Annotated in this window: 23 protein-coding genes; 15 read left to right on the top strand and 8 right to left on the bottom strand. The window is 62.3% G+C overall.

From position 1 onward, the window contains the following. Positions 1-850: 850 nt before the first annotated feature. From rpsT to EB231_RS34920, 4 genes are all read right to left on the bottom strand, one after another. Positions 851-1,117: a 30S ribosomal protein S20 gene (gene rpsT / locus EB231_RS34935; protein ID WP_056569958.1), complete on the bottom strand. Its 267-nt coding sequence runs from the start codon at positions 1,115-1,117 to the stop codon at positions 851-853. Between the two features lie 181 nt (positions 1,118-1,298). Further along, complete coding sequence (locus EB231_RS34930) at positions 1,299-2,072, bottom strand: enoyl-CoA hydratase (protein WP_172352761.1); 774 nt, start codon at positions 2,070-2,072, stop codon at positions 1,299-1,301. A gap of 92 nt (positions 2,073-2,164) precedes the next feature. Then, the gene (gene mutM / locus EB231_RS34925) at positions 2,165-3,055 is read right to left on the bottom strand and encodes a bifunctional DNA-formamidopyrimidine glycosylase/DNA-(apurinic or apyrimidinic site) lyase (RefSeq protein WP_172352760.1); all 891 of its coding nucleotides are present in this window, start codon (positions 3,053-3,055) and stop codon (positions 2,165-2,167) included. Beyond that, the gene (locus EB231_RS34920; protein WP_172352759.1) at positions 3,048-4,289 is read right to left on the bottom strand and encodes a phosphopentomutase; all 1,242 of its coding nucleotides are present in this window, start codon (positions 4,287-4,289) and stop codon (positions 3,048-3,050) included. Before EB231_RS34920 ends, mutM begins: the two co-directional genes overlap by 8 nt. A gap of 276 nt (positions 4,290-4,565) precedes the next feature. On the opposite strand from EB231_RS34920, the gene EB231_RS34915 reads away from it, so the two are divergent. Further along, positions 4,566-5,489, top strand: a complete 924-nt coding sequence (locus EB231_RS34915; protein ID WP_172352758.1) for a phosphate/phosphite/phosphonate ABC transporter substrate-binding protein — start codon at positions 4,566-4,568, stop codon at positions 5,487-5,489. Positions 5,490-5,495: 6 nt separating this feature from the next. On the opposite strand, the gene EB231_RS34910 is transcribed toward EB231_RS34915, so the two are convergent. The 3 genes from EB231_RS34910 to EB231_RS34900 form a co-directional block, all read right to left on the bottom strand. After that, complete coding sequence (locus EB231_RS34910; protein ID WP_172352757.1) at positions 5,496-6,119, bottom strand: TadE/TadG family type IV pilus assembly protein; 624 nt, start codon at positions 6,117-6,119, stop codon at positions 5,496-5,498. Between the two features lie 34 nt (positions 6,120-6,153). After that, entirely contained in the window at positions 6,154-6,744 is a 591-nt protein-coding gene (locus tag EB231_RS34905) for a TadE/TadG family type IV pilus assembly protein (RefSeq protein ID WP_172352756.1), read from the bottom strand. A 139-nt stretch (positions 6,745-6,883) separates the two neighbouring features. After that, positions 6,884-7,306: a pilus assembly protein N-terminal domain-containing protein gene (locus tag EB231_RS34900; protein ID WP_172352755.1), complete on the bottom strand. Its 423-nt coding sequence runs from the start codon at positions 7,304-7,306 to the stop codon at positions 6,884-6,886. 356 nt (positions 7,307-7,662) lie between these two features. On the opposite strand from EB231_RS34900, the gene EB231_RS34895 reads away from it, so the two are divergent. The 9 genes from EB231_RS34895 (at position 7,663) to EB231_RS34855 (ending at position 16,798) form a co-directional block, all read left to right on the top strand. Continuing rightward, the gene (locus tag EB231_RS34895) at positions 7,663-7,845 is read left to right on the top strand and encodes a Flp family type IVb pilin (protein ID WP_172352754.1); all 183 of its coding nucleotides are present in this window, start codon (positions 7,663-7,665) and stop codon (positions 7,843-7,845) included. 186 nt (positions 7,846-8,031) lie between these two features. After that, complete coding sequence (locus tag EB231_RS34890) at positions 8,032-8,550, top strand: A24 family peptidase (protein ID WP_056569971.1); 519 nt, start codon at positions 8,032-8,034, stop codon at positions 8,548-8,550. 219 nt (positions 8,551-8,769) lie between these two features. Further along, positions 8,770-9,585 (top strand): Flp pilus assembly protein CpaB, encoded by an 816-nt coding sequence (gene cpaB, locus EB231_RS34885; protein ID WP_172352753.1) that lies wholly within the window; start codon positions 8,770-8,772, stop codon positions 9,583-9,585. Beyond that, positions 9,582-11,099 carry a type II and III secretion system protein family protein gene (locus EB231_RS34880; protein WP_172352752.1) on the top strand — a complete coding sequence of 506 codons (1,518 nt, stop codon included), beginning with the start codon at positions 9,582-9,584 and terminating at the stop codon, positions 11,097-11,099. Before cpaB ends, EB231_RS34880 begins: the two co-directional genes overlap by 4 nt. A 14-nt stretch (positions 11,100-11,113) precedes the next feature. Further along, entirely contained in the window at positions 11,114-11,851 is a 738-nt protein-coding gene (locus EB231_RS34875) for a CpaD family pilus assembly protein (RefSeq protein ID WP_172352751.1), read from the top strand. A gap of 50 nt (positions 11,852-11,901) precedes the next feature. After that, positions 11,902-13,191: an AAA family ATPase gene (locus EB231_RS34870; protein ID WP_172352750.1), complete on the top strand. Its 1,290-nt coding sequence runs from the start codon at positions 11,902-11,904 to the stop codon at positions 13,189-13,191. A 23-nt stretch (positions 13,192-13,214) separates the two neighbouring features. Beyond that, a complete protein-coding gene (locus tag EB231_RS34865) occupies positions 13,215-14,720 on the top strand; it encodes a CpaF family protein (RefSeq protein WP_172352749.1) in 1,506 nt (501 codons plus the stop codon). Positions 14,721-14,749: 29 nt separating this feature from the next. Next, positions 14,750-15,763, top strand: a complete 1,014-nt coding sequence (locus tag EB231_RS34860; RefSeq protein WP_172352748.1) for a type II secretion system F family protein — start codon at positions 14,750-14,752, stop codon at positions 15,761-15,763. A 9-nt stretch (positions 15,764-15,772) separates the two neighbouring features. After that, positions 15,773-16,798 carry a type II secretion system F family protein gene (locus EB231_RS34855; RefSeq protein ID WP_172352747.1) on the top strand — a complete coding sequence of 342 codons (1,026 nt, stop codon included), beginning with the start codon at positions 15,773-15,775 and terminating at the stop codon, positions 16,796-16,798. Between the two features lie 80 nt (positions 16,799-16,878). On the opposite strand, the gene EB231_RS34850 is transcribed toward EB231_RS34855, so the two are convergent. Beyond that, entirely contained in the window at positions 16,879-17,700 is an 822-nt protein-coding gene (locus EB231_RS34850; protein WP_172352746.1) for a tetratricopeptide repeat protein, read from the bottom strand. A 131-nt stretch (positions 17,701-17,831) separates the two neighbouring features. Between EB231_RS34850 and EB231_RS34845 the strand changes: the two genes are divergently transcribed. The 5 genes from EB231_RS34845 to pdeM all read left to right on the top strand — a co-directional run bounded on the left by EB231_RS34845 (position 17,832) and on the right by pdeM (position 23,989). Beyond that, positions 17,832-19,196 (top strand): leucyl aminopeptidase family protein, encoded by a 1,365-nt coding sequence (locus EB231_RS34845; protein ID WP_172352745.1) that lies wholly within the window; start codon positions 17,832-17,834, stop codon positions 19,194-19,196. Between the two features lie 71 nt (positions 19,197-19,267). After that, complete coding sequence (locus EB231_RS34840) at positions 19,268-19,618, top strand: MarR family winged helix-turn-helix transcriptional regulator (RefSeq protein WP_095787293.1); 351 nt, start codon at positions 19,268-19,270, stop codon at positions 19,616-19,618. A 28-nt stretch (positions 19,619-19,646) separates the two neighbouring features. Continuing rightward, the gene (locus EB231_RS34835; protein WP_172352744.1) at positions 19,647-20,507 is read left to right on the top strand and encodes a C40 family peptidase; all 861 of its coding nucleotides are present in this window, start codon (positions 19,647-19,649) and stop codon (positions 20,505-20,507) included. Between the two features lie 234 nt (positions 20,508-20,741). Then, positions 20,742-23,276: a ligase-associated DNA damage response DEXH box helicase gene (locus tag EB231_RS34830; RefSeq protein ID WP_172353154.1), complete on the top strand. Its 2,535-nt coding sequence runs from the start codon at positions 20,742-20,744 to the stop codon at positions 23,274-23,276. After that, a complete protein-coding gene (gene pdeM, locus EB231_RS34825) occupies positions 23,273-23,989 on the top strand; it encodes a ligase-associated DNA damage response endonuclease PdeM (protein ID WP_172352743.1) in 717 nt (238 codons plus the stop codon). The genes EB231_RS34830 and pdeM overlap by 4 nt, the downstream gene beginning before the upstream one ends. Positions 23,990-23,992 lie beyond the last annotated feature (3 nt).

Raw genomic sequence — 23,992 nt, 5'->3', positions numbered from 1 at the left:
GATCGAGTTCCTTGTTTTTGTACCTGTTTTTCCGCCGGGGATGCGCCTCCTGCATCCTTCTTCCAGCGACTGCGCTTTGCTACGACGTCCGCTGCCGCCGCTGGCAGTGAACATCGCCCATTGTCTCAGGGAACCGGTGCCGGCCCATGGAAGCCAGTCCGCGTTGGGTATGTCAGGGCAATACAACGCCGCCCGGCGAAAACGCCGGCGCGCCATCGACCTGCCATGTCTAGTTACGCCAGTCCCCTACCGTATCGAAAAAGAGCAAACCAAACCTATCCGCGGACTTGATCCGCGTCGCAAATCCCGCCAATTTAAGCTGGCCGCGTCAGGCTGGTTAAGGGCCAGAGGCCCGTCCCTTTCGATAGATCGACATTACCGAAATCGCTGTGGATAGGGCAAGGCCACGTCTAACGGATTTTTAAGGAATCTGGTTACCTCGGGCGCGTTGGAGCGCCATGCCACGGCGGTGTATTTTGACAAAGCCATTGTGATTCAAACCCTTTTCCGGCGAATATGAAAAAGACGGGCCGGCGCGAAATATTCTGAAATAATTTGCTTGACAGCCAGTTGTCCTCCCACCTCCCCGGGGCGCTGTGGACAAGCTGTGGATGACCACAGATAACTATTTGAAAAATAGCGCTTATTTTTGAGAATTAAGAGTTCTTAAGCGGATGCTTTTCAGGCGTGCCAACCATCAGTGGGCATGCATGTGCCGGCAAAGCATTTCGAAGCTTGGAATCCGCTTTGACCGCCATTTCCGAGTATTCTTTTTAAGTGCTTGCCGGCAAACGAAAAAACCCGGCGCGACTGGCCGGGTTTTAAAGAAGATCAGTCTGAAAAGGCGATGTCAGGCAGACAATACCTTGAGGCGCTGGGCCAGGCGCGACACCTTGCGGGACGCGGTGTTCTTGTGGATGACGCCCTTGGTCGCGGCGCGCATCAATTCCGGTTCGGCAGCCTTGAAGGCGGCCTGTGCGGCAGCCTTGTCGCCGGAAGCGAGTGCTTCCTCGACCTGGCGGACATAGGTGCGCACGCGCGAGCGGCGGTTCTTGTTGATCGCTGCGCGGCGGACGATCTTGCGCGTTGCCTTTTTGGCCGAGGATGTGTTGGCCATGATGCCTCTCTTCTGATCTGGTCGGCGCACGCGGCATGCCGCAGGGCGCAAAAAACAAACGGGCAGCCACGGGGCCGCCTCGGTTGGTGCGGCTTATAGTTCAGCTTTTCCGGCGCGTCAACGCTGCCCGGCGTTCTTTTTGGTCGCCGCCCCAGGGTTTCGATCGTCGGCCGGCAAGGCTTTACCGATTGGTGAAATTCGGCTTCCGCTTTTCGGCGAAAGCCGCCATGCCTTCCTTCTGGTCTTCGAGCGCGAAAAGCGAATGGAACAGGCGGCGTTCGAACCGCAATCCCTCTGCCAGCGTCGTCTCATAGGAGCGGTTGACGGCTTCCTTCGCCATCATCACTGACGGCAGCGAGAAATCGGCGATCTTGGCCGCCGCCTTGATGGCCTCCTCGACGAGTTCGCCGGCAGGCACGACCCGCGACACCAGGCCTGAGCGTTCGGCTTCCGCTGCATCCATCATCCGTCCGGTCAGGCACATGTCCATCGCCTTCGACTTGCCGACGAACCGGGTCAGGCGTTGCGACCCGCCCATGCCAGGAATGACACCGAGCGTGATTTCGGGCTGGCCGAATTTGGCCGTGTCGGCGGCAATGATGAAATCGCACATCATCGCCAGTTCGCACCCGCCACCCAGGGCATAGCCGGCCACCGCCGCAATGATCGGCTTGCGCGCCCGCGTGAACTCTTCCCATCCGACGAAGAAGTCCTGGCTGTAGGCGTCCACATAGGAGATCGCCTGCATCTCCTTGATGTCGGCACCGGCGGCAAAGGCCTTGTCGGAGCCGGTAATAACCATGGCGCCAATGCCGGGGTCGGCGCCGAAACCGTTCACTGCTGAGACGAGTTCGGCAAGGATCTGGGAATTCAGCGCATTGAGCGCCTTCGGCCGGTTCAGCGTGATCAGTCCGACCTTGCCGCGCGTCTCGGTGATGATCGTTTCATAGGCCATGGCTGCTTCTCCTCGCGATCCGGTCTATCTCTTTGTTTTGAAGCCTTCTCAAGGGAAAGCCATGCGCCTTCCCACGAAAACCGTTCACTAACTCAGCTCTGACACGTCCGGCAATAGAAGGTCGAGCGTCCGCTCTGCACGATACGCTCGATGTGACCACCGCAGCCGGGTTTCGGGCAGGGCTGCCCCTCGCGGTCGTAGACGGCGAAGGAGTGCTGGAAGTAGCCCAGCGATCCGTCGGTGTGCACATAGTCGCGCAGCGACGACCCTCCGGCGGCGATGGCATCGGATATGACCGAGCGGATCGCCTCGGCCAGGCGTTCGCTTTGTTCCCTGGCCTTCTTGCCCGGCTTGGCGATGGTGCCCGCCTCGCGCAAGGGCGACAGGCCGGCACGCCAAAGCGCCTCCGAGACATAGATATTGCCAAGGCCCGCGATCAGCCTCTGGTCGAGAAGAGCTGCCTTGAGCGGCGATCTGCGGCCTTTCAGCAACGAGGCGAGCAGCACGCCGTCCAGCGTATTGCCCGTGGGCTCGACGCCCAGCCCGGCCAGCATCGGATGCGTCTCCGGCGATCCTTCCGCAAACAGCATGAAGCCGAAGCGGCGCGGGTCGTTGAAGATTACGCGCGACGGGGCACCGGCGGCGGAGACCACATGGAACACGACATGGTCGTGCACCGTGCTTTTCGAGCGTTCGTGGTGGAACGCGCCTAGTGTGTCGCTGTCATCGTCGGCCTCGATACGAAACGAACCCGACATGCCGAGATGGCAGATCAGCAGCGGGCCGTCCTGCACATGCATGGTCAGATATTTGGCCCGGCGGCCGAGCGCCGTGATCGTCCTGCCGGTCAGCCGTTCGGAAAACCGTTCGGGAAAGGGAAACCGGAGATCCGGCCGCCGCGCCTCGACCCTGGCCAGACGGGCACCTTCCAGGACAGGCTGCAGGCCGCGCCGGACCGTTTCGACTTCGGGCAATTCAGGCATGGCCGCCAATCATCGCATGGAAAGAAGTGCCGTGGCGGCCGGGCGCCAGCCCGAGGTGTTCGGCGACGGTCTCGCCGATATCGGCGAATGTTGTTCTCAGTCCGATGTCGCCACCCCTCAGACCGGGTCCCGTGCCGATCACCGGTATGCGTTCACGCGTATGGTCGGTCCCTCGCCAGGTCGGATCATTGCCGTGGTCTGCCGTCAGGATGAGTAGGTCGTCCTGCCGCAGCCTTTCGAGTGCCTCCGGCAGCCGCCGGTCGAAGGCCTCGAGCGCGGCGGCATAGCCGGCGACATCGCGGCGATGACCGAATTCGGTGTCGAAATCGACGAAATTGGCGAAAACGAGATCGCCGCCGCCGGCATCGTCCATCGCGCCGAGCGCCTTGTCGAACATGGCCATGTTGCCGGCGGCCTTGCGCACTTCCGAAATCCCGCGATGGGCGAAGATGTCGCCGATCTTGCCGACGGCGATGACGCGGCTCCCCCGTGCGGTCAGCCGGTCGAGCAAGGTCGGCTCCGGCGGCGGCACGGCATAGTCGCGGCGGTTGTACGTCCGTTCGAAGGTCGCGGCGGTTTCACCGACGAACGGCCGTGCGATCACGCGCCCGATTCTGAGCGGATCAACCAGACGGCGCACGACCTGGCAAAATTCATAAAGCCGCTCCAACCCGAAATGGACTTCATGCGCGGCGATCTGCAGGACCGAGTCGACGGAGGTGTAGCAGATCGGCTTGCCGGTGCGGATGTGCTCCTCGCCGAACCGTTCGATGATTTCGGTGCCCGGCGCATGGCAGTTGCCGAGAATGCCTGAAACCTCGCCCTCGCGGATCATCGCAGCGGTCAGATCAGCCGGAAAGGCTGGAACCGTATCCGGGAAGTATCCCCAATCGAAACGCACCGGCAGGCCCGCGATCTCCCAGTGACCGGACGGAGTGTCCTTGCCGCTCGAAACCTCCTGCGCCGCGCCATGGAAGGCATTGGCGAGCAGATCCGTCCCGAAATGGGCAAAAGCCAATCCTGTCGCCGTCTCGGCTGCCTTGCCGAGCCCGAGCGATGCCATGTGAGGGACAAACAGCGGCCCTTGCCGAAGCCGCTCGCGATCCGCGCGCCCTTCGGCGCAAGCTTCGGCGATGTGCGCGAGCGTGTTGGCGCCGGCGTCGCCATAGCGTTCGGCGTCGGCCGCGCCGCCGATGCCGAAAGAATCCAGGACAAAAAGGAAAGCACGCGCCATCGGGTCATTATCGCCAGTTTGGACGCCCAGACATAGGGTTCCACGGCGGCATTGGCAATTCGGAAACCAAACGGCAACGGCTTGGCGCGATAGTCCAGTCCATGTCGCCCAAAAGTGCGCAGCGGTTTTGGGGCAACGACATAAGCAAACCTAAGAGTCCATGTCGCCCAAAAGTGCGCAGCGGTTTTGGGGCAACGACAGGCACAATCCAGGATGTAAAGTGTCGCGCGCAGCGGGCATGGATATGGATCGAAGAAAACGCAGGACGGCCTTGTCATGAATGCCGCGCGGAAGGCATGCGCTGCCCTTGTGGCCGTGCACGGGGCGCTTTGGTGTGGTCCGGCGCGAGCCGACTGGCGCGATGATATTGGCACGTTTCGCATCGGTATCGTCGCCGAGCCTGGCGCCGGCAACACCGTCCCGGGCCTGGCGCTGCTGACGCAATCCTTTACCAATGCGCTTGGCATGAAGGTGGAGTTTGTCGTCGCGCGCGATTATGCGGCACTGATCGAGGCTCAGGCCAATGCCCGGATCGAATATGCCATCTATTCGGCGACGGCCTACGCGACGGCGCTGCAGCGTTGTGGATGCATCGAGCCGCTTGTGGCTCCGGTCGATTCCGACGGCGCGGCCGGCATCCGCTCCGTGCTGCTGACCAGGGACGGCAAACTGCCCGACCTGGCGGCGATGGAGACGCACCGGATCGCCATGCCGCCGCCGGACAGCGTCGGAGGTTCGCTTTTGCCGCTGGCGGGATTGGCCGCCGAACACGTCAAGATCACCGAAGATTCACCGTTTCTGCTCCATGCCGATTCAGCGTCCGCGGCGGAAAAAATGCTCTTCGATGGCCAGGCTGACGCTTTGTTCGGCTGGGTGACGGCGACGGCCGACGGCCAGCCATTGTTGTCTGACGGCACGCAGGCAAGGTTGGAAGAGGCCGGGCTTTCGCCGTCGGCATTTCAGGTCGTGTGGACGTCGGGCTTGCTGAGATACGGTCCCCATGCCGTACGCAGCGATCTCGACCCGGAAGCCAAGCGCAGGCTGACCGTCTTCCTCACCAACCTCAAATCGACGACGCCGGATGTCTACGATCTCCTGGAATCGAAACACTCCGGCGGCTTTCTGACCGTGGCCCCGAAAGACTATGCGACGGCACAAGCCATCGTGCGCTTTGTGTCGGCCGATGGTGGCCAGCGGTAAAAACCTTCAGCAATCGCTGCAGGGGATCGTCAGGCTCCTGCGTGGGCGCAGGTAGTAGGTCTCGCCCATCGGGATCGTCGTGGTAAGGGATCTGGTCAGTCCAAGCTTTTGTTGGGTGTCCGTCGTCCAGCCGATAATCGGCGTATAGGCCAGATTGCTCTCGACACGAATGAGGAAGGTGCCGGCGACCCTGAGCGTTGCCGGAACCGTAGTGGCCGTGCCTGCGGTGGCGCCAACGCTATTGACGCCATTGAGCACCTTGCGCGACCACACCACGTTCACCTGGGGCGGCGTATCGGTGGTGACCTGTATCGCGGTGATGGTGATGTTCGGCGTCGAGCGGTTGTAGGGCTGGATGGTCGAGGTGCCGATTTTCATGATGGCGTCGAGATCCGCCTTGACGATGGTCGGCTGCTGCGTGACGAGGTCGGCAACCATGCTGCCGATGCGGCTGACCTTCTTGCTGGTCTCGATGGCCTGCGAAGCCTCCATGGTCATGAAGTACATGACCAGCAGGATAGGCACGATAAGGGCGAATTCGACCGCCGCCACGCCCTTGCGATTGGACGAGAATCGAACCAGCTTTCCCCAGGCTCCCGCAAATCTCAGATGTGCCCCCGCACGCATCATGGCATTGCCTTTTTTCTTGTTGGCGTCTTCGAACTCAATTGTCGAACGGTTCGTTCTGCCAGGTGATCGACGCAAAATGCAGCGTCCTGCCACCGCTCAGATTGGCCATCGACTTGGCCATCAGATCGGTCACCACAGGCCATGCGTAGAAGACCCGCAGCATGTTTCTCGATTCCGCCGGACCTGGCGAGTTCGCGAAATCCTGCTGGGTGGTGCCTTGCATCAGAACGACTTTGCCGCCAGCGATCTTGAAGCTCGCCAGGGCCGCGTCGGCGAAAGTCGAATATTGGCGGAGGTCGACGAGCAACTGGTCGGGACAATCCGTGGAGACGATGATCTGCAATCTGCCGCAGATCAGGGTCGTCAATTTGGTTCCCGCGACATCGGCCGGCTTCAACTGGCCCGTGCGCAACTGGCGCGCGACATCGTCGGTGATGTTGGCCATCACCTCCTGGCCGGCAAACGAGATGCAGCTTTCAAGGATGGCGAACACAAGGAGGGCGAACGGCAATGCGAGCAGCGCGAATTCCAGCGCCGTGCTGCCACGCCGGTCGCGAACGAAGCGCCTGAAAGACCTGGCGCGCTCCATCTTGTGCCGAACTGTCGAGCCGAATCCGTTGCGCATGCCCTGTTCCTGCCATCCCTGGACGGTCCTGGCAGGTGTACTAACGCAAACCAATTGAAGTCCGGTTTGGATGATCGTTAAAGTCGGCGAGGGCGTCTTAACTGGCCGGTAACCTGGACGGCCGCCAGGGCCGTGCAGCCTATCTGCTGACGTTCATTTCGGCTTCGGAGGATTTTTCGGCCTCGCTCTTGTAGGAGCTCTCGCAATAGGGTGTGCAAGACATGGTCTGGACCTCGGCACGCCGGTAGATGCGAACCGACGAGGCTGCCTGCCGCACGACGGTAACCTGTGCGTCGACGATCGGGCTGCCGTCCTGGTCGAGAACGACGAGGTTGGTGACACCGAAACCCTTGCCGGTGAGCACGATCGTCGAGGCGTCCTGGACGGAGGCATCGGCGATTGCCGGGTTGCCGACGACGATCGTGTCGGCGGGGCGCGACAGTTTCACGATCTTGGCCTGATTCATGGTGACTTCTATATCGGCGCCGGCTCTGGCTGGCGTGATCAGGCCCGTGGCGGCAAGAAGCACGGCAATCAGGATTGAGGATCTCTGCACGGCCATCGAGGCGCTCCAAGCAAGCAAACTGTTCAACGGAACATGAACGAGATTGGTGAACCAACGGTTAAGTCGGCTTGCTGGCGCCGGATATGGCGATCGGTACGGCTGCTCGCATGGTCGATCCGCTCTGGGTCGCAAGATTCCTCAAGTCCTTGCCTTTTGCGGCGTTGGCTTGGGGAACGGTACTTTAGCCGGCGCTTAGCATGGAGTTAACCAAGCACTCCGTTCGAGCCGGGAAAGGAATCGGTAAGGCTGTTTATTAAGCCGATCGAAAGAGCTTCTCCCTAGATTGGCAGCATCCGATCAACCATCACAGAAGTTGACGGAAGTGCTGTAACACGTGGAGTAGGAGCTCTCGAATGTCTAATCTTTTTGCACGTTTCGTGAAGGACGAATCCGGCGCGACCGCTATCGAGTATGGTCTGATCGCCGCTCTCATCGCGCTCGCCATCATCACCGGCGCCGGCGCACTCGGCAATGCGATCAACGCCAAGTTCACTTCCATCGGAAGCACCCTGAACGGCGCTGGCAGCGGCAGCTGATCTGCTTATTGTTGAACGCTCCGATAGCGTTCCAAACAGGGGCCGCCACATGGCGGCCCCTGTTTTATTTTGTTCGTCCATGTCACTGCCAATACCAGCCATCTTTTCGTTGCGGGCCTCATCAATCGTTAATCGAACGAGCCTAGATTGAGCCCCTTGGAATTCTGACAATAGGCATGAGCGCCGATGCTTGAGGCCCTGATCTTCGTCGTCTTTCCGTTCTGCATGCTGTTTGCCGCGATCTCCGACATGCTGTCGATGACGATTGCCAATCGCGTGTCGGTGCTGCTTGTCGCCGTCTTTGCGCTGGTTGCGCCACTGACGGGTATGGAATGGGCGGCCTATGGTTGGCATTTCGCCGCCGGCGCCCTGGTCCTTGCCGTGACGTTCGGCCTGTTCGCAATGGGTGGCATGGGTGGAGGCGATGCCAAGCTGCTCGCCGCCACGGCCGTGTGGATGGGGTTGAACGTTCATCTTGTCGAATACCTGGTCGTCTCGACATTTATCGGCGGCCTGCTGACGCTTGCCATTCTCGTCTATCGGAAATCGCCGCTGGCGGTTATTACCGGTCGCAATCCATTCCTGCGTCATTTCGCGGATGACACGACCGGGGTTCCCTATGGGATCGCGCTTGGCCTGGGCGGACTGCTGACCTATCCGGATTCGCCCTTGATGGTATGGGCGCTGGCAAGGCTGGCGAGCTGAACGCGATCTGAATTCCGTCACCTTGATCGGCTTGCCCGACCGGCTTTGGAGCGCCGGCGGCCATGACCCTCTTTTGCATCCGTGGCGAGGCGATCCAGCTAATTTATGTAAACCTTAAATTAATCACGATCGTAAGCATTGCATTAACCTTGTTTTGACGATTGCCGCTGCAAAGTCCGGCTTGGCTAGGTGGTTTGCCAAGGGCGAGGGTTCGGACAGATGCCAGCATCCCGACTGATTATTCTGAGCGTGGCGGTGGCCGCGGCAGGTGGCGCTGGCTATGTCGCAAAGAACATGGTCGCCGCGCCGCCGCCCCAGATCGTCGTCGACTCGGGTCCCCAGGCTCCTGCCGTACCCCTGCAGGACGTGCTCGTGCTCTCGGGCGATGTCGCGATGGGCAACGCGCTCCAGAACAACATCTCCTGGCAATCCTGGCCGGCCGACGGCGTCAACGCGAATTTCATCACCAAGGCAACCGCTCCCGACGCCCTGGACAAGTTGAAGGGATCGATCGCCCGTGTGCCGATGTACGCGGGTGAGCCCGTGCGGCGTTCCAAGCTGATCGGCGAGGGGCAGAGCTTCATGTCGTCCATCCTGCCTTCCGGGATGCGGGCGGTCGCCACCGCCATATCGGCCGACACTTCGGCAGGCGGCTTCATCCTTCCAAACGATTTTGTCGACGTCATCATGACGCGAAGGGCGGATGCAAACAGCGGCAGCACCGGTTTCAACACTGAAACCATCCTCAAGAATATCCGCGTCCTGGCAATCGACCAGACCATCCAGGAGGACGAGGAGGGCAAGAAGACCAGGGTCGGCCAGACCGCCACGCTGGAGCTCACGCCCAAACAGGCGGAGATCATCACTGTTGCCCAGCAGATGGCCGATCGCCTGACCCTGGCGCTGCGGGCGATCACGGACACCCAGGAAAAGAATGTGGACGAGGCCGACTATCTCGTTTCCGGCAATGGCCGCAAGGGAACGGTGAGATTGATCAAGTCGGGTGAAGTTTCCGAAGTAGGGGCAAGGAAATGAGGCTAAGCGGTAAACTGCCGGCAATCGCAGCCGCGGCATTCGGCCTGCTGCTCGTCGGGACGAATGTGCAGGGCGTTGTCGAGGCCAAGAGTACGCAGGTGACGGCTACGACAGCCACGCAGCGCGTCAAGCTGGGCCTCAACAAATCGGTGGTCATAGACCTGCCGAGCGATGCCTACGACATTCTTGTCGCCAACCCGAGCGTCGCCGATGCGGTGACCCGCACCGCAAGGCGGATCTACCTGTTCGGCAAGTCGGTCGGCGAGACCAACATCTTCGTCTTCGGTCCGAACGGCGAACAGATCGCCAGCCTGGATCTGGCCGTCGAACGCGACGTTGCCGGCCTGGAAGGCTATATCAAGCGCTTCCTTCCGACCTCGGCCGTCAAGGTGGAACTGCTGAACGACAACGTCGTCTTGACCGGAACGGTCGATACGCCGCTGGATGCGAAGCGCGCGGTCGACCTGGCGACGATCTTCGTCTCGGGCGGTGAAGCGACGACGGGTCAGTATTCGCAGACCGCGGCCGGCGGCTCGGCCCAGAGCGGTGTCGACATCAACAACCCCGACCAGGAACGACGCGTCTCGAAGATCGTCAATCTCCTGCAGATCATCGGTGACGACCAGGTCACGCTGAAAGTGACCGTCGCCGAAGTCAGCCGGTCCGTGATGAAACAGCTCGGCGTCAACATGATCGGCAATGGCGGCAGCAATGGCATCAGCTACGGTGCGATCAGCGACAATTTCACGGGATTGGGCAAGCAGCTGTCGCATTCGGGCTTCAGCATCGGCAACTCGGCACTGATGGCCTATATCAACGCCATGGAGGAGTCCGGGGTCATGAAGACGCTGGCTGAGCCGACCTTGACCGCCGTATCCGGCGAGAAGGCGACCTTCAAGGTCGGTGGCGAATACAACATGGTGTCCGGCGTCTCCCAGAACGTATCCACCGACAACCAGACTGGCCTGACAACCTATAACATCGAAAAGATCGAGTATGGCATCGGCCTGGAATTCCAGCCGGTCGTGCTGTCTCCCGGCCGTATCAGCCTGAAGGTCAGAACCTCGGTTTCGGAGCCGACGACCGAAGGATCCGTGTCGCTTTCCAATGGCGTGACGAGCCCCGGCACGAATATCCTGTCGCTGCGCAAGCGCCTTGCCGATACGACAGTCGAACTGCCCTCGGGCGGCTCCATGATGATCGCCGGCCTGGTTCGCGACGATGTCAGGCAGGCCGTGAACGGCTTGCCGGGACTGACGAAGATTCCCGTGCTTGGGGCGCTCTTCCGTAGCAGGGACTTCGTGCGCAACGAAAGTGAGCTCGTCATCATCATCACGCCCTATCTGACGAAGCCGGTAGCCCGCAACGATCTCGCCAAGCCGGACGACAATTTCAACCCTCCGAGCGACGGCGCCGGCATGTTCCTTGGCAAGGTCAATCGCGTCTACGGCACCATGCAGACCGACAAGCCCAACGGCCGGTATCACGGCGTTGTCGGCTTTATCTACAAGTGAATGGGGAAGCGGACATGTCTCAGTCAGCGTTGAACACAAGGAGCATCGCCACGACGATGCGCACCGGCCGTTCACGGGCCAGCCTGCGGGCGCTCTCGATCCTGGCGGCGGCGGCAACGGCCTTGCTGGCCGGTTGCGCCCAGCGCGACAGCATCACCGTGGGTGCCATTCCGGACGACTATCGCACCAACCATCCGATCGTGATCGCGGAGAAGAACCAGAAGATCGATCTTCCTGTCGGCGCCGGCGACCGTGGCATGACCGGTTCGCAGCGCGACACGCTGCTCGGTTTCCTCGACGGCTATGACAAGAGTGCCGCTCCGACATTGACGATCCAGATCCCCAGCGGATCAGCCAATCAGGTCGCCGCGTCGGCGGCCGGCCGCGATTTCGCCCGGCTGGCGGTCGCCAGCGGCGTCAAGCGCAACCGGATCGTCGTGGTTTCCTATCAGGCTGGATCGAGCGAGACATCGGCCCCGGTTCGCGTCTCCTATATCGCGGTGAGAGCCCAGACCGACAAATGCGGACGCTGGCCCGACGATCTGGCGGAGACGTCGGAGAACAAGCATTATGCCGACTTTGGCTGCTCCTATCAGAACAATCTCGCCGCCCAGGTTGCGAACCCGTCCGACCTGCTCGGACCGCGCAAGCAGACCACTATCGACGCGGAAAATCGTGGCGCGGTGATCGATGTCTACCGCAACAGGGGCATTTCGGATGAATTCCTCGGCAATTCGGAAGTGACCTACTAAGCCGCCCTTGGGAAAGAGAAGACACGGAAAGAACAGGCCACGGAAAGAGCATGACCATGAGCAACCTTGCCTATGACGCCACCGTGGACGGCGGTGACACCTCACCGCAGGACATCGCCGCGATGCAGGCCTTGCGGCCGGTCCCCCGCATCTCGATCCAGGCATTCTGCGAGACCGAGGGCGTTGCCAATCCGGTCGAGCGCGCCGGCGAGGATCGCCGCATGACCAAGGCGCATCTCAAGGTCCATATGGGCGGTGTTCCCACCGCCATCGAATTCTATCAGTCGGCACCGACGCCGAACCTGATCCTGCTGGAGTCACGCAGCGAACCCAAGCAATTGCTGGAGCAGCTCGCCCAGCTCTCGGAACACTGCGATCCATCCTCGAAAGTGGTGGTTATCGGCCATTACAACGACGTCGGTCTCTATCGCGAGCTGATCCGCTCCGGCATCTCCGAATATGTCATCGCGCCGGTGTCGATGGCCGACATCGTCAGTGTCGTGTCGTCGATTTTCGTCGACCCTGAGGCCGAGCCACTCGGCCGTTCGATGGCCTTTGTCGGTGCCAAGGGCGGCGTCGGCTCTTCCACCATCGCCCACAATGTAGCCTGGGCAATGTCCTCCTTGTTCAAGTCCGAGGTCGTCGTTGCCGACCTCGACCTCGCCTTCGGCACGGCCAATATCAATTTCGACCAGGATCCGGCACAGGGCATCGCCGAAGCGGTGTTTTCGCCCGAACGCATCGACGAAGTCTATCTCGACCGGCTGCTGACCCAGTGCGCGGAGCACCTGTCGCTGCTCGCGGCGCCCTCGACGCTGGAACGCGTCTACGACTTCGATCCCGATGCCTTCGCGCAGCTTGTCGATACCGCTCAGCGCAGTGTGCCGCTATTGGTGCTGGACGTTCCCCATGTCTGGACGGGCTGGGCAAAGAACACGCTGGTCAAGGCCGACGAGATCGTCATCACGGCGACGCCGGAACTGGCCAATCTGCGCAACACCAAGAACCTGGTCGACATGCTGAAGCGGCTTCGTCCCAACGACCCGCCGCCGAAGCTCATCATCAACCAGGCCGGCGTCCCCAAGCGGCCGGAAATCTCGCCGTCCGATTTCGCCGAGCCGCTCGGCCTGACGCCGATGTCGGTCATCGGCTTTGACCCGTTGCTTTTTGGCAATGCAGCCAACAATGGGCGCATGCTCGGCGAGATGGATGCCAAGAATCCGGTTGTGGCCATGATCAATGAGATTGCTCATGTGTTGACCGGCCGCAGCGAGATCAGGACAAAAAAGAAGGTTGGCCTGGGCAGTCTGCTCGGCAAGCTCTCACGCAACAAGAAGTGACGCAGTGGGGTCGGTAGTCGATCATGTTCGGTAAAAGAGGCAACGACGACGGCAACCGGTTCACGCCGGAATTCCGCCAGCCAGCACCTGCGCCGGCCGCGCCGCCGCCCGCGGGTTCAGCGGATACGGCGGTTTTGGCCCGGCCCGCGGCACAGCCGCAGCCAGGCGCACCTGTCGCTCCGCCGGCTCGCCGCGCGGTCGAAGCGCCGCCCATCGCGCCGGAGGCGAAGCGGGGTCGCGAAAAGAGCGAAACCTACTACGACACAAAGAGCCAGGTTTTCTCGGCGCTCATCGACACGATCGACCTCTCGCAGCTCGCCAAGCTCGAACCCGAAAGCGCGCGCGAGGAAATCCGCGACATCGTCAACGATATCATCGCGATCAAGAACTTCGCGATGTCGATTGCCGAGCAGGAGGAACTGCTCGATGACATCTGCAACGACGTGCTTGGTTATGGGCCGCTCGAGCCATTGCTCGCACGCGACGACATCGCCGACATCATGGTCAACGGGTCGAAGAACGTCTATATCGAAGTCAACGGCAAGGTCGAACAGACCGGCATTCGCTTTCGCGACAACCAGCAGCTTCTCAACATCTGCCAGCGTATCGTCAGCCAGGTCGGCCGCCGTGTCGATGAATCCAGCCCGATCTGCGACGCACGCCTTCCCGACGGCTCCCGCGTCAACGTCATCGCGCCTCCGCTCTCCATCGATGGAGCCGCACTGACCATCCGAAAATTCAAGAAGGACAAGCTGACGCTCGATCAGCTGGTCAAGTTCGGCGCCATTTCCCCGCAGGGAGCCGAGGTTCTCAAGATCATCAGCCGCGTTCGCTGCAACATCGTCATCTCGGGCGGCACCGGCTCGGGCAAGACGACGCTGCTCAACTGCCTGACCAACTACATCGACCGTGAGGAGCGCGTCATCACTTGCGAGGACTCGGCCGAACTGCAGCTGCAGCAGCCGCATGTCGTGCGCCTGGAAACCCGCCCGCCCAACCTCGAGGGCGAAGGCGAAGTGACGATGCGCGATCTGGTCAAGAACTGCCTGCGCATGCGGCCCGAGCGCATCATCGTCGGCGAAGTGCGCGGACCCGAAGTGTTCGACCTTCTGCAGGCGATGAACACCGGCCATGACGGTTCGATGGGAACGATCCACTCGAACAGCCCGCGCGAATGCCTGAACCGTATTGAATCCATGATCGCCATGGGCGGTTATTCGCTGCCGCAGAAGACCGTGCGCGAGATCGTCGTCGGCTCCATCGACGTGATCATCCAGGCGGCGCGTCTGCGCGACGGATCGCGCCGCATCACCCACATCACCGAGGTGATCGGTATGGAAGGCGACGTCATCATCACCCAGGATATCGTCCTCTACAACATCAAGGGCGAGGACGCCAACGGCAGGCTGTTGGGCGAGCACGTCTCGACCGGCATCGGCCGCCCGCATTTCTGGGATCGAGCCCGTTACTACGGCGAGGAACAGCGCCTCGCCACTGCGCTCGAGGCGATGGAGAAACGTGCTGACTGACGTATCCGCCGGCGTGAAGGTTCTGGTCGATGTTTGGAATTGACGGCACCGTATTGGCTTTTGTCGTGCTCGCCGGCTTCAGCGCCGGCGCGGTCGCCTATGCGTTCCTGTTCAACCAGATCAGCAATGAGAAACAGGCCGGCAAGCGGCTTGAAACCATCAAGGCCGCGGAGACCGACCGTTCCATCGTCAAGGCCACGCGCGACCGCGCGGCGGATGCGGCCAAGCGCCGTAAATCGGTACAGGATTCGCTGAAGGACCTCGACGAGAAGCAGAGAACCAAGGACAACGCCGTCAAGAAGCCGCCGCTCAAAGCCCAGCTTCGCCAGGCCGGCATGAAGGTTTCGATCGAGCGCTTCTACATCTATTCCGCCATATGCGGCCTCGCGCTGACCGTGGTCGCCTTCATGGCCGGGGCGCCGATGCTTGTCCTGCCAGGCGTGCTGTTGGCCGGTGCGCTCGGCCTGCCGCGCTGGTTCGTCTCATTTCGCCGCGCCCGGCGCGTCAAGGCATTCCTCAACGAATTTCCAAATGCGCTCGACATCATCGTGCGCGCGGTCAAGTCCGGCCTGCCCCTGAATGATGCCGTGCGCCTGATCGCCAACGAATCCCCGGAGCCGGTGAAGACCGAGTTTCGTCGCATCGTCGATTCGCAGCAGATGGGCCTGTCGATCCCCGATGCGACCCTGCGTATGCCCGAAACCATGCCATGCACCGAGGCGAGTTTCTTCGGCATCGTCATCCAGATTCAGTCGCAGGCCGGCGGCAATCTGTCCGAAGCGCTGGGCAACCTCTCGCGCGTGCTTCGTGACCGCAAGAAGATGAAGGCCAAGGTCCAGGCGCTGTCCATGGAGGCGAAGGCGTCGGCCGCCATCATCGGCGCGCTGCCCTTCATCGTCGCCTTCCTGGTCTACCTATCGAGCCCGCTCTACCTGATGCCGCTGTTCAACACCAGTGTTGGCAATCTGATCCTCGGCGTTTCCGCCGTCTGGATGTCGATTGGCATCTTCGTGATGCGCAAGATGATGAACTTTGATGTCTAGGGCCGCGGCATGAGTGAACAAGTCGTCAAGTCTCTGACGGATCCGGCGTTTCTGATCGCGGTGCTGGTCGCCATCGCCGTGTTCGCGACCGTCTTTACACTGCTGCCGGCGCTTGGCGGCAACCAGCTCAAGGCGCGCATGAAGTCGGTCGCGCTGGAGCGCGACGAGCTTCGCGCCAAGCAGCGTGCTCGGCTTGCTAGCGATGCTGATCGCCGCCGCAAAGGCCTGCGCGAGCAACAGTCGGAAGGCATGCGCAACATTGTCGACCGGCTCGACCTGCGGCGCGCCCTGGCCGACGAGAACACCTTGCAGAAGCTCAAGGTCGCCGGCTTTCGCGGGCAGAACCCGCTGACGCGATTTCTCTTCTTTCGTCTCGTGCTGCCTTTTGTCGGCTTCGCGCTGGCCCTGGTCTACATATTCGTGCTTGGAGGGTTACCGGACAAACCATTGGTCGTGCGGCTGTTCGTCTGCGTCCTCGTTGCTTATGGCGGCTTCTACGCACCGGTCGTTTATGTCAACAACCGCGCCACCAAGCGCAAGCAGTCGATTCAGATGGCGTGGCCTGATGCGCTCGACCTGATGCTGATCTGCGTCGAGTCGGGCATGTCGGTGGAAGCCGCGCTGCGCAAGGTTGCCGACGAGATCGGCGCGCAGTCGGTGGCTCTGGCGGAAGAGTTCATCCTCACCAACGCCGAGCTCTCCTATCTGCAGGAACGCAAGCAGGCCTATGAGAATCTTGCCAGCCGCACCGGCCTGGAATCGGTCAAATCGGTCTCGCAGGCGCTCGTCCAGGCCGAACGTTACGGCACGCCCGTGGCGCACGCGTTGCGCGTGCTTGCCGCCGAAAGCCGCGACATGCGCATGAACGCCGCCGAGAAGAAGGCCGCCGCCTTGCCGCCCAAGCTCACCGTGCCGATGATCCTGTTCTTCCTGCCGGTGCTTTTCGCCATCATCCTGGGCCCCGCCGGCATCCAGGTCAGCCAGCGCGGCATCTTTGGCGATCATTCCGGGGCGCCAGCGTCGACCAGTCAGTAAAAGTCCGGCAGGTCCTCGCCCAAAGTCAAAAGCCGCGCTGCATGCAGCGCGGCTTTCAACGTCTGTCGGCGAAATCGTTGTCAGTTGGTTGCCGGCTTCGCCTTGTCCTGATCCTTGAGTTGGCTCCAGGCATTCTGCTGGGCCAGCATCTGCCTGAGATAGGCGACATTGGCCTGTGCCTGTTCGGGCGAAAGCTCCTGCGAGGCGATTTTCTCGGCTTCGTCGAAACGGCCCTGCAGGCCGACGACCAACGCCAGGTTCTGGCGTACACGGCTGTCGGCGCCGGGCTGCTGGGCGGCCGAGCGCATATAGGTCTCGGCGGTACGCAGATCCCCTTCCAGCACATAGGACATGCCGAGATTGGAGAGAACCGAGGGCTCATTCGGCTTGAGTTCGAGGGCTTTGCGGTAGAGCTGGCGCGCGTCGTCCTTCTGGCCGATCTGGTCAAGGATGGCCGCCTCCGCCGACACCAGCCTCCAGTCAGGATATTCCGGTGTCTGCGCGCGGCGCACGGCGTCGAGCGCTGCTTCGAACTGGCCATTGGCGGCCAACGCCTTGCCATAGGCGGCGAGCACGTCGCGGTCCTTGGGGTAGGCGATCGCCAGCTTGCGCATCACGGCAAGCGACTGGTCGGCATCGCCGTCCATCTGTAACGCGGCCGCGAAGTTGGTCGCGATTCGCTTGTCGTTGGGGTTCCTGGCGTAGGACTGGCCAAGGGCGGCCGTCGCACTGTGCAACTCTCCAGCCGACATGGTCGCAAGCGGCTTGCCGCCGGTGCGGCCGATCGAGCCGGTGGTGAGCTTGTCGGTTCCACAGCCGGCGACGCCCGCCGCGAGCGCCAGCATGAGGGCCGTGGTGACGAGCCGTTTTCCCCTGGCATTCACTGTGCGGTCGGTCGGCATCGCTACCCAAGCCTCCATTCATGCGCGCGGCCATTGCGTGGCCATCTTCCCTCCCGCAGAAATATTCTGTTAACCCTAACGGAGAGTTAAGAAACGCCGACTCGGTTTGGGTTCGGCATGGAGAACATCGAATGCCTGTCGAACTCGTCGAGAAGAAATTGGACGGCGCGTTGCCGGTGCACCTGGTGGCCAGGGACGGTCTGGAGGCCGCGGGCCTTGCGCCATCCACGATGGCCTGGGCCAGGGCCAACGGCTTTTCCGGCGAGGCAGGCAGGACGCTGGCGGTGCCCGGCCAAAACGGTGCGCTTGCCGGGGCCTTGTTCGGCATTGGAGACGGCGACGGCGCGTTGGCACTCGGTGTATTGTCCAAAAACCTGCCGGAAGGCGACTGGCATTTCGCCGCGACGCCGAACGAGCCGGAACTCGCGGCAATCGCACTGGCGCTCGGCGGCTATGTCTTTACCCGCTATGGCAAGAAGTCGGGCAAGGCGTTGCGCTTCCGTCTGCCGGCCGGTGTCGACGCAGGGCGTGTTCGCCGTATCGCCGATGGCGTCTTTCTGACACGCGACCTGGTCAACACGCCGACCAGCGACATGGGACCGGACGATCTGGAGAAGGCGGTGCGAACCTTGGCCGGTGTTCATAAGGCCGAAGTCTCTGTCATCAAGGGCGACGACCTGCTCGCCCAGAATTTCCCGATGATCCATGCCGTCGGCCGTGCCTCGACCGGCGCGCCGCGCCTGATCGACATGACATGGGGACCGAAGGCCGCGCCGAAGGTGACGCTGGTCGGCAAGGGTGTCTGTTTCGACACTGGCGGCCTCGACATCAAGCCGTCATCCGGCATGCTGCTGATGAAGAAGGACATGGGCGGCGCTGCCAACGTGCTTGGCCTGGCCTCCATGATCATGGCCGCCGGATTGAACGTGCGGTTGCGGGTGCTGATCCCCGCGGTCGAGAATTCGATCGCCGGCAATGCTTTTCGACCCGGCGACGTGCTGGCGAGCCGCAAGGGCATCACGGTCGAGATCGGCAACACGGACGCCGAAGGGAGGCTCGTGCTGGGCGACGCTCTGGCGCTCGCCGACGACGAGGAACCGCAGCTCCTGGTCGACATGGCCACGCTGACGGGAGCCGCCCGTGTCGCGCTTGGCCCCGATCTGCCGCCCTTCTACACCGGTGACGAGGCGCTGGCCTCGGATCTGGCCGCGGCTTCCGCCGCGGTCGAGGATCCGCTGTGGCGCATGCCGCTGTGGCGGCCTTACGATGCGAAACTGTCATCGAAGATCGCCGACATCAACAATGTCACCACGGACGGGTTCGCCGGCTCGATCACCGCTGCCCTGTTCCTCAAGCGCTTTGTCGAGAAGACCGAGAGCTGGGCGCATTTCGACATATTCGCCTGGAACCCCGCCGACCGCCCGCATGGCCCTGCTGGCGGCGAAGCCCAGGGTATCAGGGCTTTGGAGCGGGTCATTTCCAAGCGTTTCGGCTGAGCCGGCCAACAGAGCCGGCAAATCGCCGAAACTGAAACGGAACCGAAACAATTTGGTGTCATGCTTGTGCGATGTCGATTGCGATGCGCCCGAGCCAGGCCTTGCGACTGTGGCAGCAGGTGATGCTGTCGCAGGTGCGCGACGACGCACCCGACCTGACCATGCGCCAGACGGCGATCCTGTTCACCATCTATCTCGATCCGCCGCCGCATACGGTGCGTGGGCTCGCCGCTCGCCTCAACGTCACCAAGCCGGTCATCACCCGCGCGCTCGACACGATGGGCGCGCTGAAGCTGGTCTCGCGCCATCGCGACGAGCTCGACAAGCGCAATGTCCTGATCAAGCGAACGGTCGAGGGCGCGCTCTTTGTCGAGCGCTTCGGCGATGGTATCATCGCCAGGGCGCTCGAACTGCCCATCTGACCACTAGCCATTTGACCGGATTGCCGATTTGACCGCTCACGATGCCCGCCTTCACGCTTTCCGTTCCGACCTTGCCGACGCAAGGCTGAAGGGCGAGGTCCTCGCCGACCGTTTCGTCGCCGGCCGGCCGGCGCGGATTTCGGCCTCGGTGGCCGATATCCGCAAGGCGCCCAAGCCGGACGCGGGCATCAACACGCAGGCCCTGTTCGGTGACGATGTGCTGGTTTTCGAGGAAGCCGAAGGCTGGGCCTGGATCCAGGCCGAACGCGATAGCTATGTCGGCTACGTCAACGCATCCATGCTGGGCGGACGGGACCACGCGCCCACCCATATCGTCTCGGTGCCCCGCACCTTCCTCTACCCCGGTCCGGATCTGCGCTTTCCGATCGCTGGACGGCTATCAATGGGATCGATGGTGACCGTGGCGGGGAGCGCCGAAACGCGCGGTACGTACTATGCCGTCCTGCCCTCTGGCGAGGCGATCATCGCGGGCCATTTGCGGCCAATCGGCGAAGTCGCCGCCGACTATGTCGCGGTGGCCGAGACCTTTCTTGGAACACCGTATCTTTGGGGTGGCGCGTCCGGCTTCGGCATTGACTGTTCGGGCCTCGTGCAGCTGGCGATGCGCATGGCCGGCCGGGACGTGCTTCGCGATTCCGACATGCAGGCGGCAAGCATCGGCGAGCCGCTCGATCCGGGCCCGGACCATGCCGGATTGCGCCGGGGCGACCTCGTCTTCTGGAAAGGTCATGTCGCGGTCATGACCGATGCCGAGACCATGATCCATGCCAATGGCCACACCATGCTGGTCTCACGCGAAGGGCTGAAGGATGCCATCGCCCGCATCGGTTACCTCTATGGCGGCCCGACGGGGTTTCGGCGGCCGTAAGCTCCTTCCTTCTCCCGTTACTATACGGGGAGAAAGTGCCCGAAGGGCGGATGAGGGGCGGCGCGAGCCTGCAGGTGATCGCGCCAAAGTCAATTTGTGATCGCTGGCGCTGCCCCTTACCTGCCCTGCCGGCATCCTCTCGCCGTATAGCGACGGGAAGGGGAGCGCTCTCCTCGATCCCCTTTTGTTCCGATTTTCCTTGGCGATTGCCCGTGGCCGCGCTACCTCTTGCCCGTGACAGTTGAGCCGCGCCTTGCCGAACAGAATGCCACTGTGGCCCTGCCCGAGCCATTCCTCAGATGGTTCGGCGAGAAAGGCTGGTCGCCGCGCGCCCATCAGATCGAATTGTTGGCGAAGGCTCAAAGCGGGCAATCGGTGCTGCTGATCGCGCCGACCGGGGCTGGCAAGACGCTGGCCGGCTTCCTGCCCTCGCTGACCGAACTGGCCATCAGGCCAAGGCGAAAGCCGGGGCAGGCGCATCGCGGCATACACACGCTCTACATCTCGCCGCTCAAGGCGCTGGCCGTCGACATCGAGCGCAATCTTGGCAAGCCGGTCGAGGAGATCGGGTTGCCGATCAGCATCGAGACGCGCACCGGCGACACGCCGTCGCACAAGCGCCAGCGGCAGAAGCTGGTGCCGCCCGATATTCTGCTGACCACGCCCGAGCAACTGGCGTTGCTGATAGCGGCCGGCGATGCCGGGCGCTTCTTCGAAGACCTGCGCTATGTCGTGCTCGACGAGCTGCATTCGCTGGTGACGTCGAAACGCGGCCATCTGCTGGCGCTCGGCCTGGCGCGGCTGCGCAGCTTTGTGCCTGGCCTGCAGACAATCGGCCTGTCGGCGACGGTGGCCGAACCGGACGAACTGCGACGCTGGCTGGTCAGCCAGAATCCACCCGGCGACATGTCCGAATTGATCGTCGTCACGGGTGGCGCCAAGCCCGAGATCTCCATCCTCGACTCCGAAGAGCGCGTGCCATGGGCAGGGCATTCGGCCCGCTACGCCACGCCGGAGATTTATCGCGAGATCAAGCGCCACAAGACGACGCTGCTGTTCGTCAACACCCGCAGCCAGGCGGAACTGCTGTTCCAGGAATTGTGGCGGGTCAACGAGGACACCTTGCCGATCGCGCTTCATCACGGCTCACTCGATGTCGCCCAGCGCCGGCGCGTAGAGAAGGCGATGGGCGAGAACGCGCTGCGTGCCATCGTCGCCACCTCGACGCTCGATCTCGGCATCGACTGGGGTGATGTCGATCTGGTCGTGCATGTCGGCGCGCCGAAGGGGGCGAGCCGGCTGGCGCAGCGCATCGGCCGCGCCAACCACCGCATGGACGAACCGTCAAAGGCGATCCTCATCCCCGCCAATCGCTTCGAGGTGCTGGAATGCCGGGCCGCTCTCGACGCCAACTATCTCGGTGCACAGGATACACCGCCGCTGGTCGATGGCGGTCTCGATGTGCTGGCCCAACATGTGCTCGGCTGCGCCTGTGGCGCACCCTTCCGCGCCGATGATCTGTTCGAGGAAGTGCGAACGGCGGCACCCTATGCCAGCCTCGATCGGCCGACCTTCGACCGCGTCATCGATTTCGTCGCCACTGGCGGCTACGCGCTGAAGAACTATGAGCGATACGCCCGGATCCGCCTGAACAAGGATGGCCTTTGGCGGGTTTCCAATCCGCGCGTTGCCCAGCAATACAGGCTCAATGTCGGCACCATCATCGAAGTGCCGGCGCTCAACGTGCGTTACGTCAAGGCTGGCAGCAAAGGCTCGGCTACGCGCGGCGGCAGCGTTCTCGGCAAGATCGAGGAGGCCTTCCTCGAAACGCTGACGCATGGCGACACCTTCATGTTCGCTGGCAAGGTGCTGCGCTTCGAAGGCATTCGCGAGAACGAATGCTTTGTGTCGAACGCGCCCGGCAGCGATGCCAAGGTGCCCTACTATGGTGGCGGCAAGTTCCCGCTTTCGACCTATCTCGCCGAACAGGTCCGCATCATGCTTGACGATCCGCAGCGCTGGAAGAAGCTGCCCGAGCAGGTGGCCGACTGGCTGCGATTCCAGGCCGACAAGTCGGTGCTGCCCAAACGCGATGACCTGCTGATCGAGACCTTTCCGCGCGGCAACCGCCATTATCTGGTCGCCTATCCCTTCGAGGGCAGGCTCGCCCACCAGACGCTCGGCATGTTGCTCACCCGCCGCCTCGACAGGGCAGGCGCCAGGCCGCTCGGCTTCGTCGCCACCGACTATGCGCTGGCCATATGGTCGCTGGGTGACATGGGCGCCATGTTCAAGGCTCGAAAACCGTCGCTCGGCGCGCTGTTCGACCAGGACATGCTGGGCGACGATCTCGAAGCCTGGCTGGCCGACAGCTGGCTTCTCAAGCGCACCTTCCGCAACTGCGCGCTGATTTCGGGACTGATCGAGAAACGCCATCCGGGTCAGGAGAAAAGCGGTCGCCAGGTCACCGTGTCGACTGATCTGATCTACGACGTGCTGCGCAGCCATGAGCCCGACCACATCCTGCTGCAGGCGACGCGCGCCGATGCGGCAGCCGGTCTGCTCGATGTCAGCAGACTTGCCGACATGCTCTCGCGCATCCAGGGTCGAATCATGCATAAGAATCTGGAGCAGATTTCGCCACTCGCCGTGCCCATCATGCTCGAGATCGGCAAGATGCCGGTGAACGGCGAAGCCGACGAAACACTGTTGATGGATGCGGCGACATTGGTCGAGGAGGCCATGGGGCCGGAGATGGTCGAGGAATGAATTTTTCGCTTGCACGCGCATCGCTGATTGGCGAGGCCGAGATGATCGGCATCGCCGGCGAGCGCGCGGTCTGCGATCCGCGCGGCGTGCTCTATTTTCCCGAGTTCAGGCTTCTGGCCGTTTCCGACCTGCACTTGGAAAAGGGCTCGTCGCTGGCACGGCGCGGGATGCTGATCCCGCCCTACGACACCGGTGCGACCTTGCTCAGATTGCAGGCGGTCATATCGGACTACCAGCCGTCGATCGTCATCAGCCTGGGCGATAGCTTCCATGATGGCGGTGGCGCCGAGCGCATGCATGCAAGCTTTCGCGAGCGGCTGGAAGCGCTGATGGCAGGCCGTGACTGGTTCTGGGTCGCCGGCAATCATGATCCGGAAGCGCCGGCCGATCTACCCGGTGAAACCGTGCGGGAACTGGCCATAGGTTCGCTGCTGTTCCGGCATGAACCGTCCAAGCTGCGCGTCGAGGGCGAGGTATCAGGCCATCTGCACCCTTGCGCGCGGATCGTGCAACAAGGCCGCTCGGTGCGTAGGCGCTGCTTTGCCGGCGATGGCGGCCGCATGATAATGCCGGCCTTCGGCGCTTATACCGGTTCGCTCAATGTGCTCGACCGCGCCTATGCCGGCCTGTTCCGGCTGGAAACGCTGATGGCTTACATGCTTGGCACCCAGCGCATCTTTGCGATTTCCGGTTCGATGCTGCGGCCTGGCTGACTG

The organism is Mesorhizobium sp. NZP2298, from assembly GCF_013170825.1.
In the GTDB taxonomy this organism is placed as follows: domain Bacteria; phylum Pseudomonadota; class Alphaproteobacteria; order Rhizobiales; family Rhizobiaceae; genus Mesorhizobium.
The sequence above is the reverse complement of the archived record's forward strand: the minus strand, read 5'-3'. Positions and strand labels throughout refer to the sequence as shown.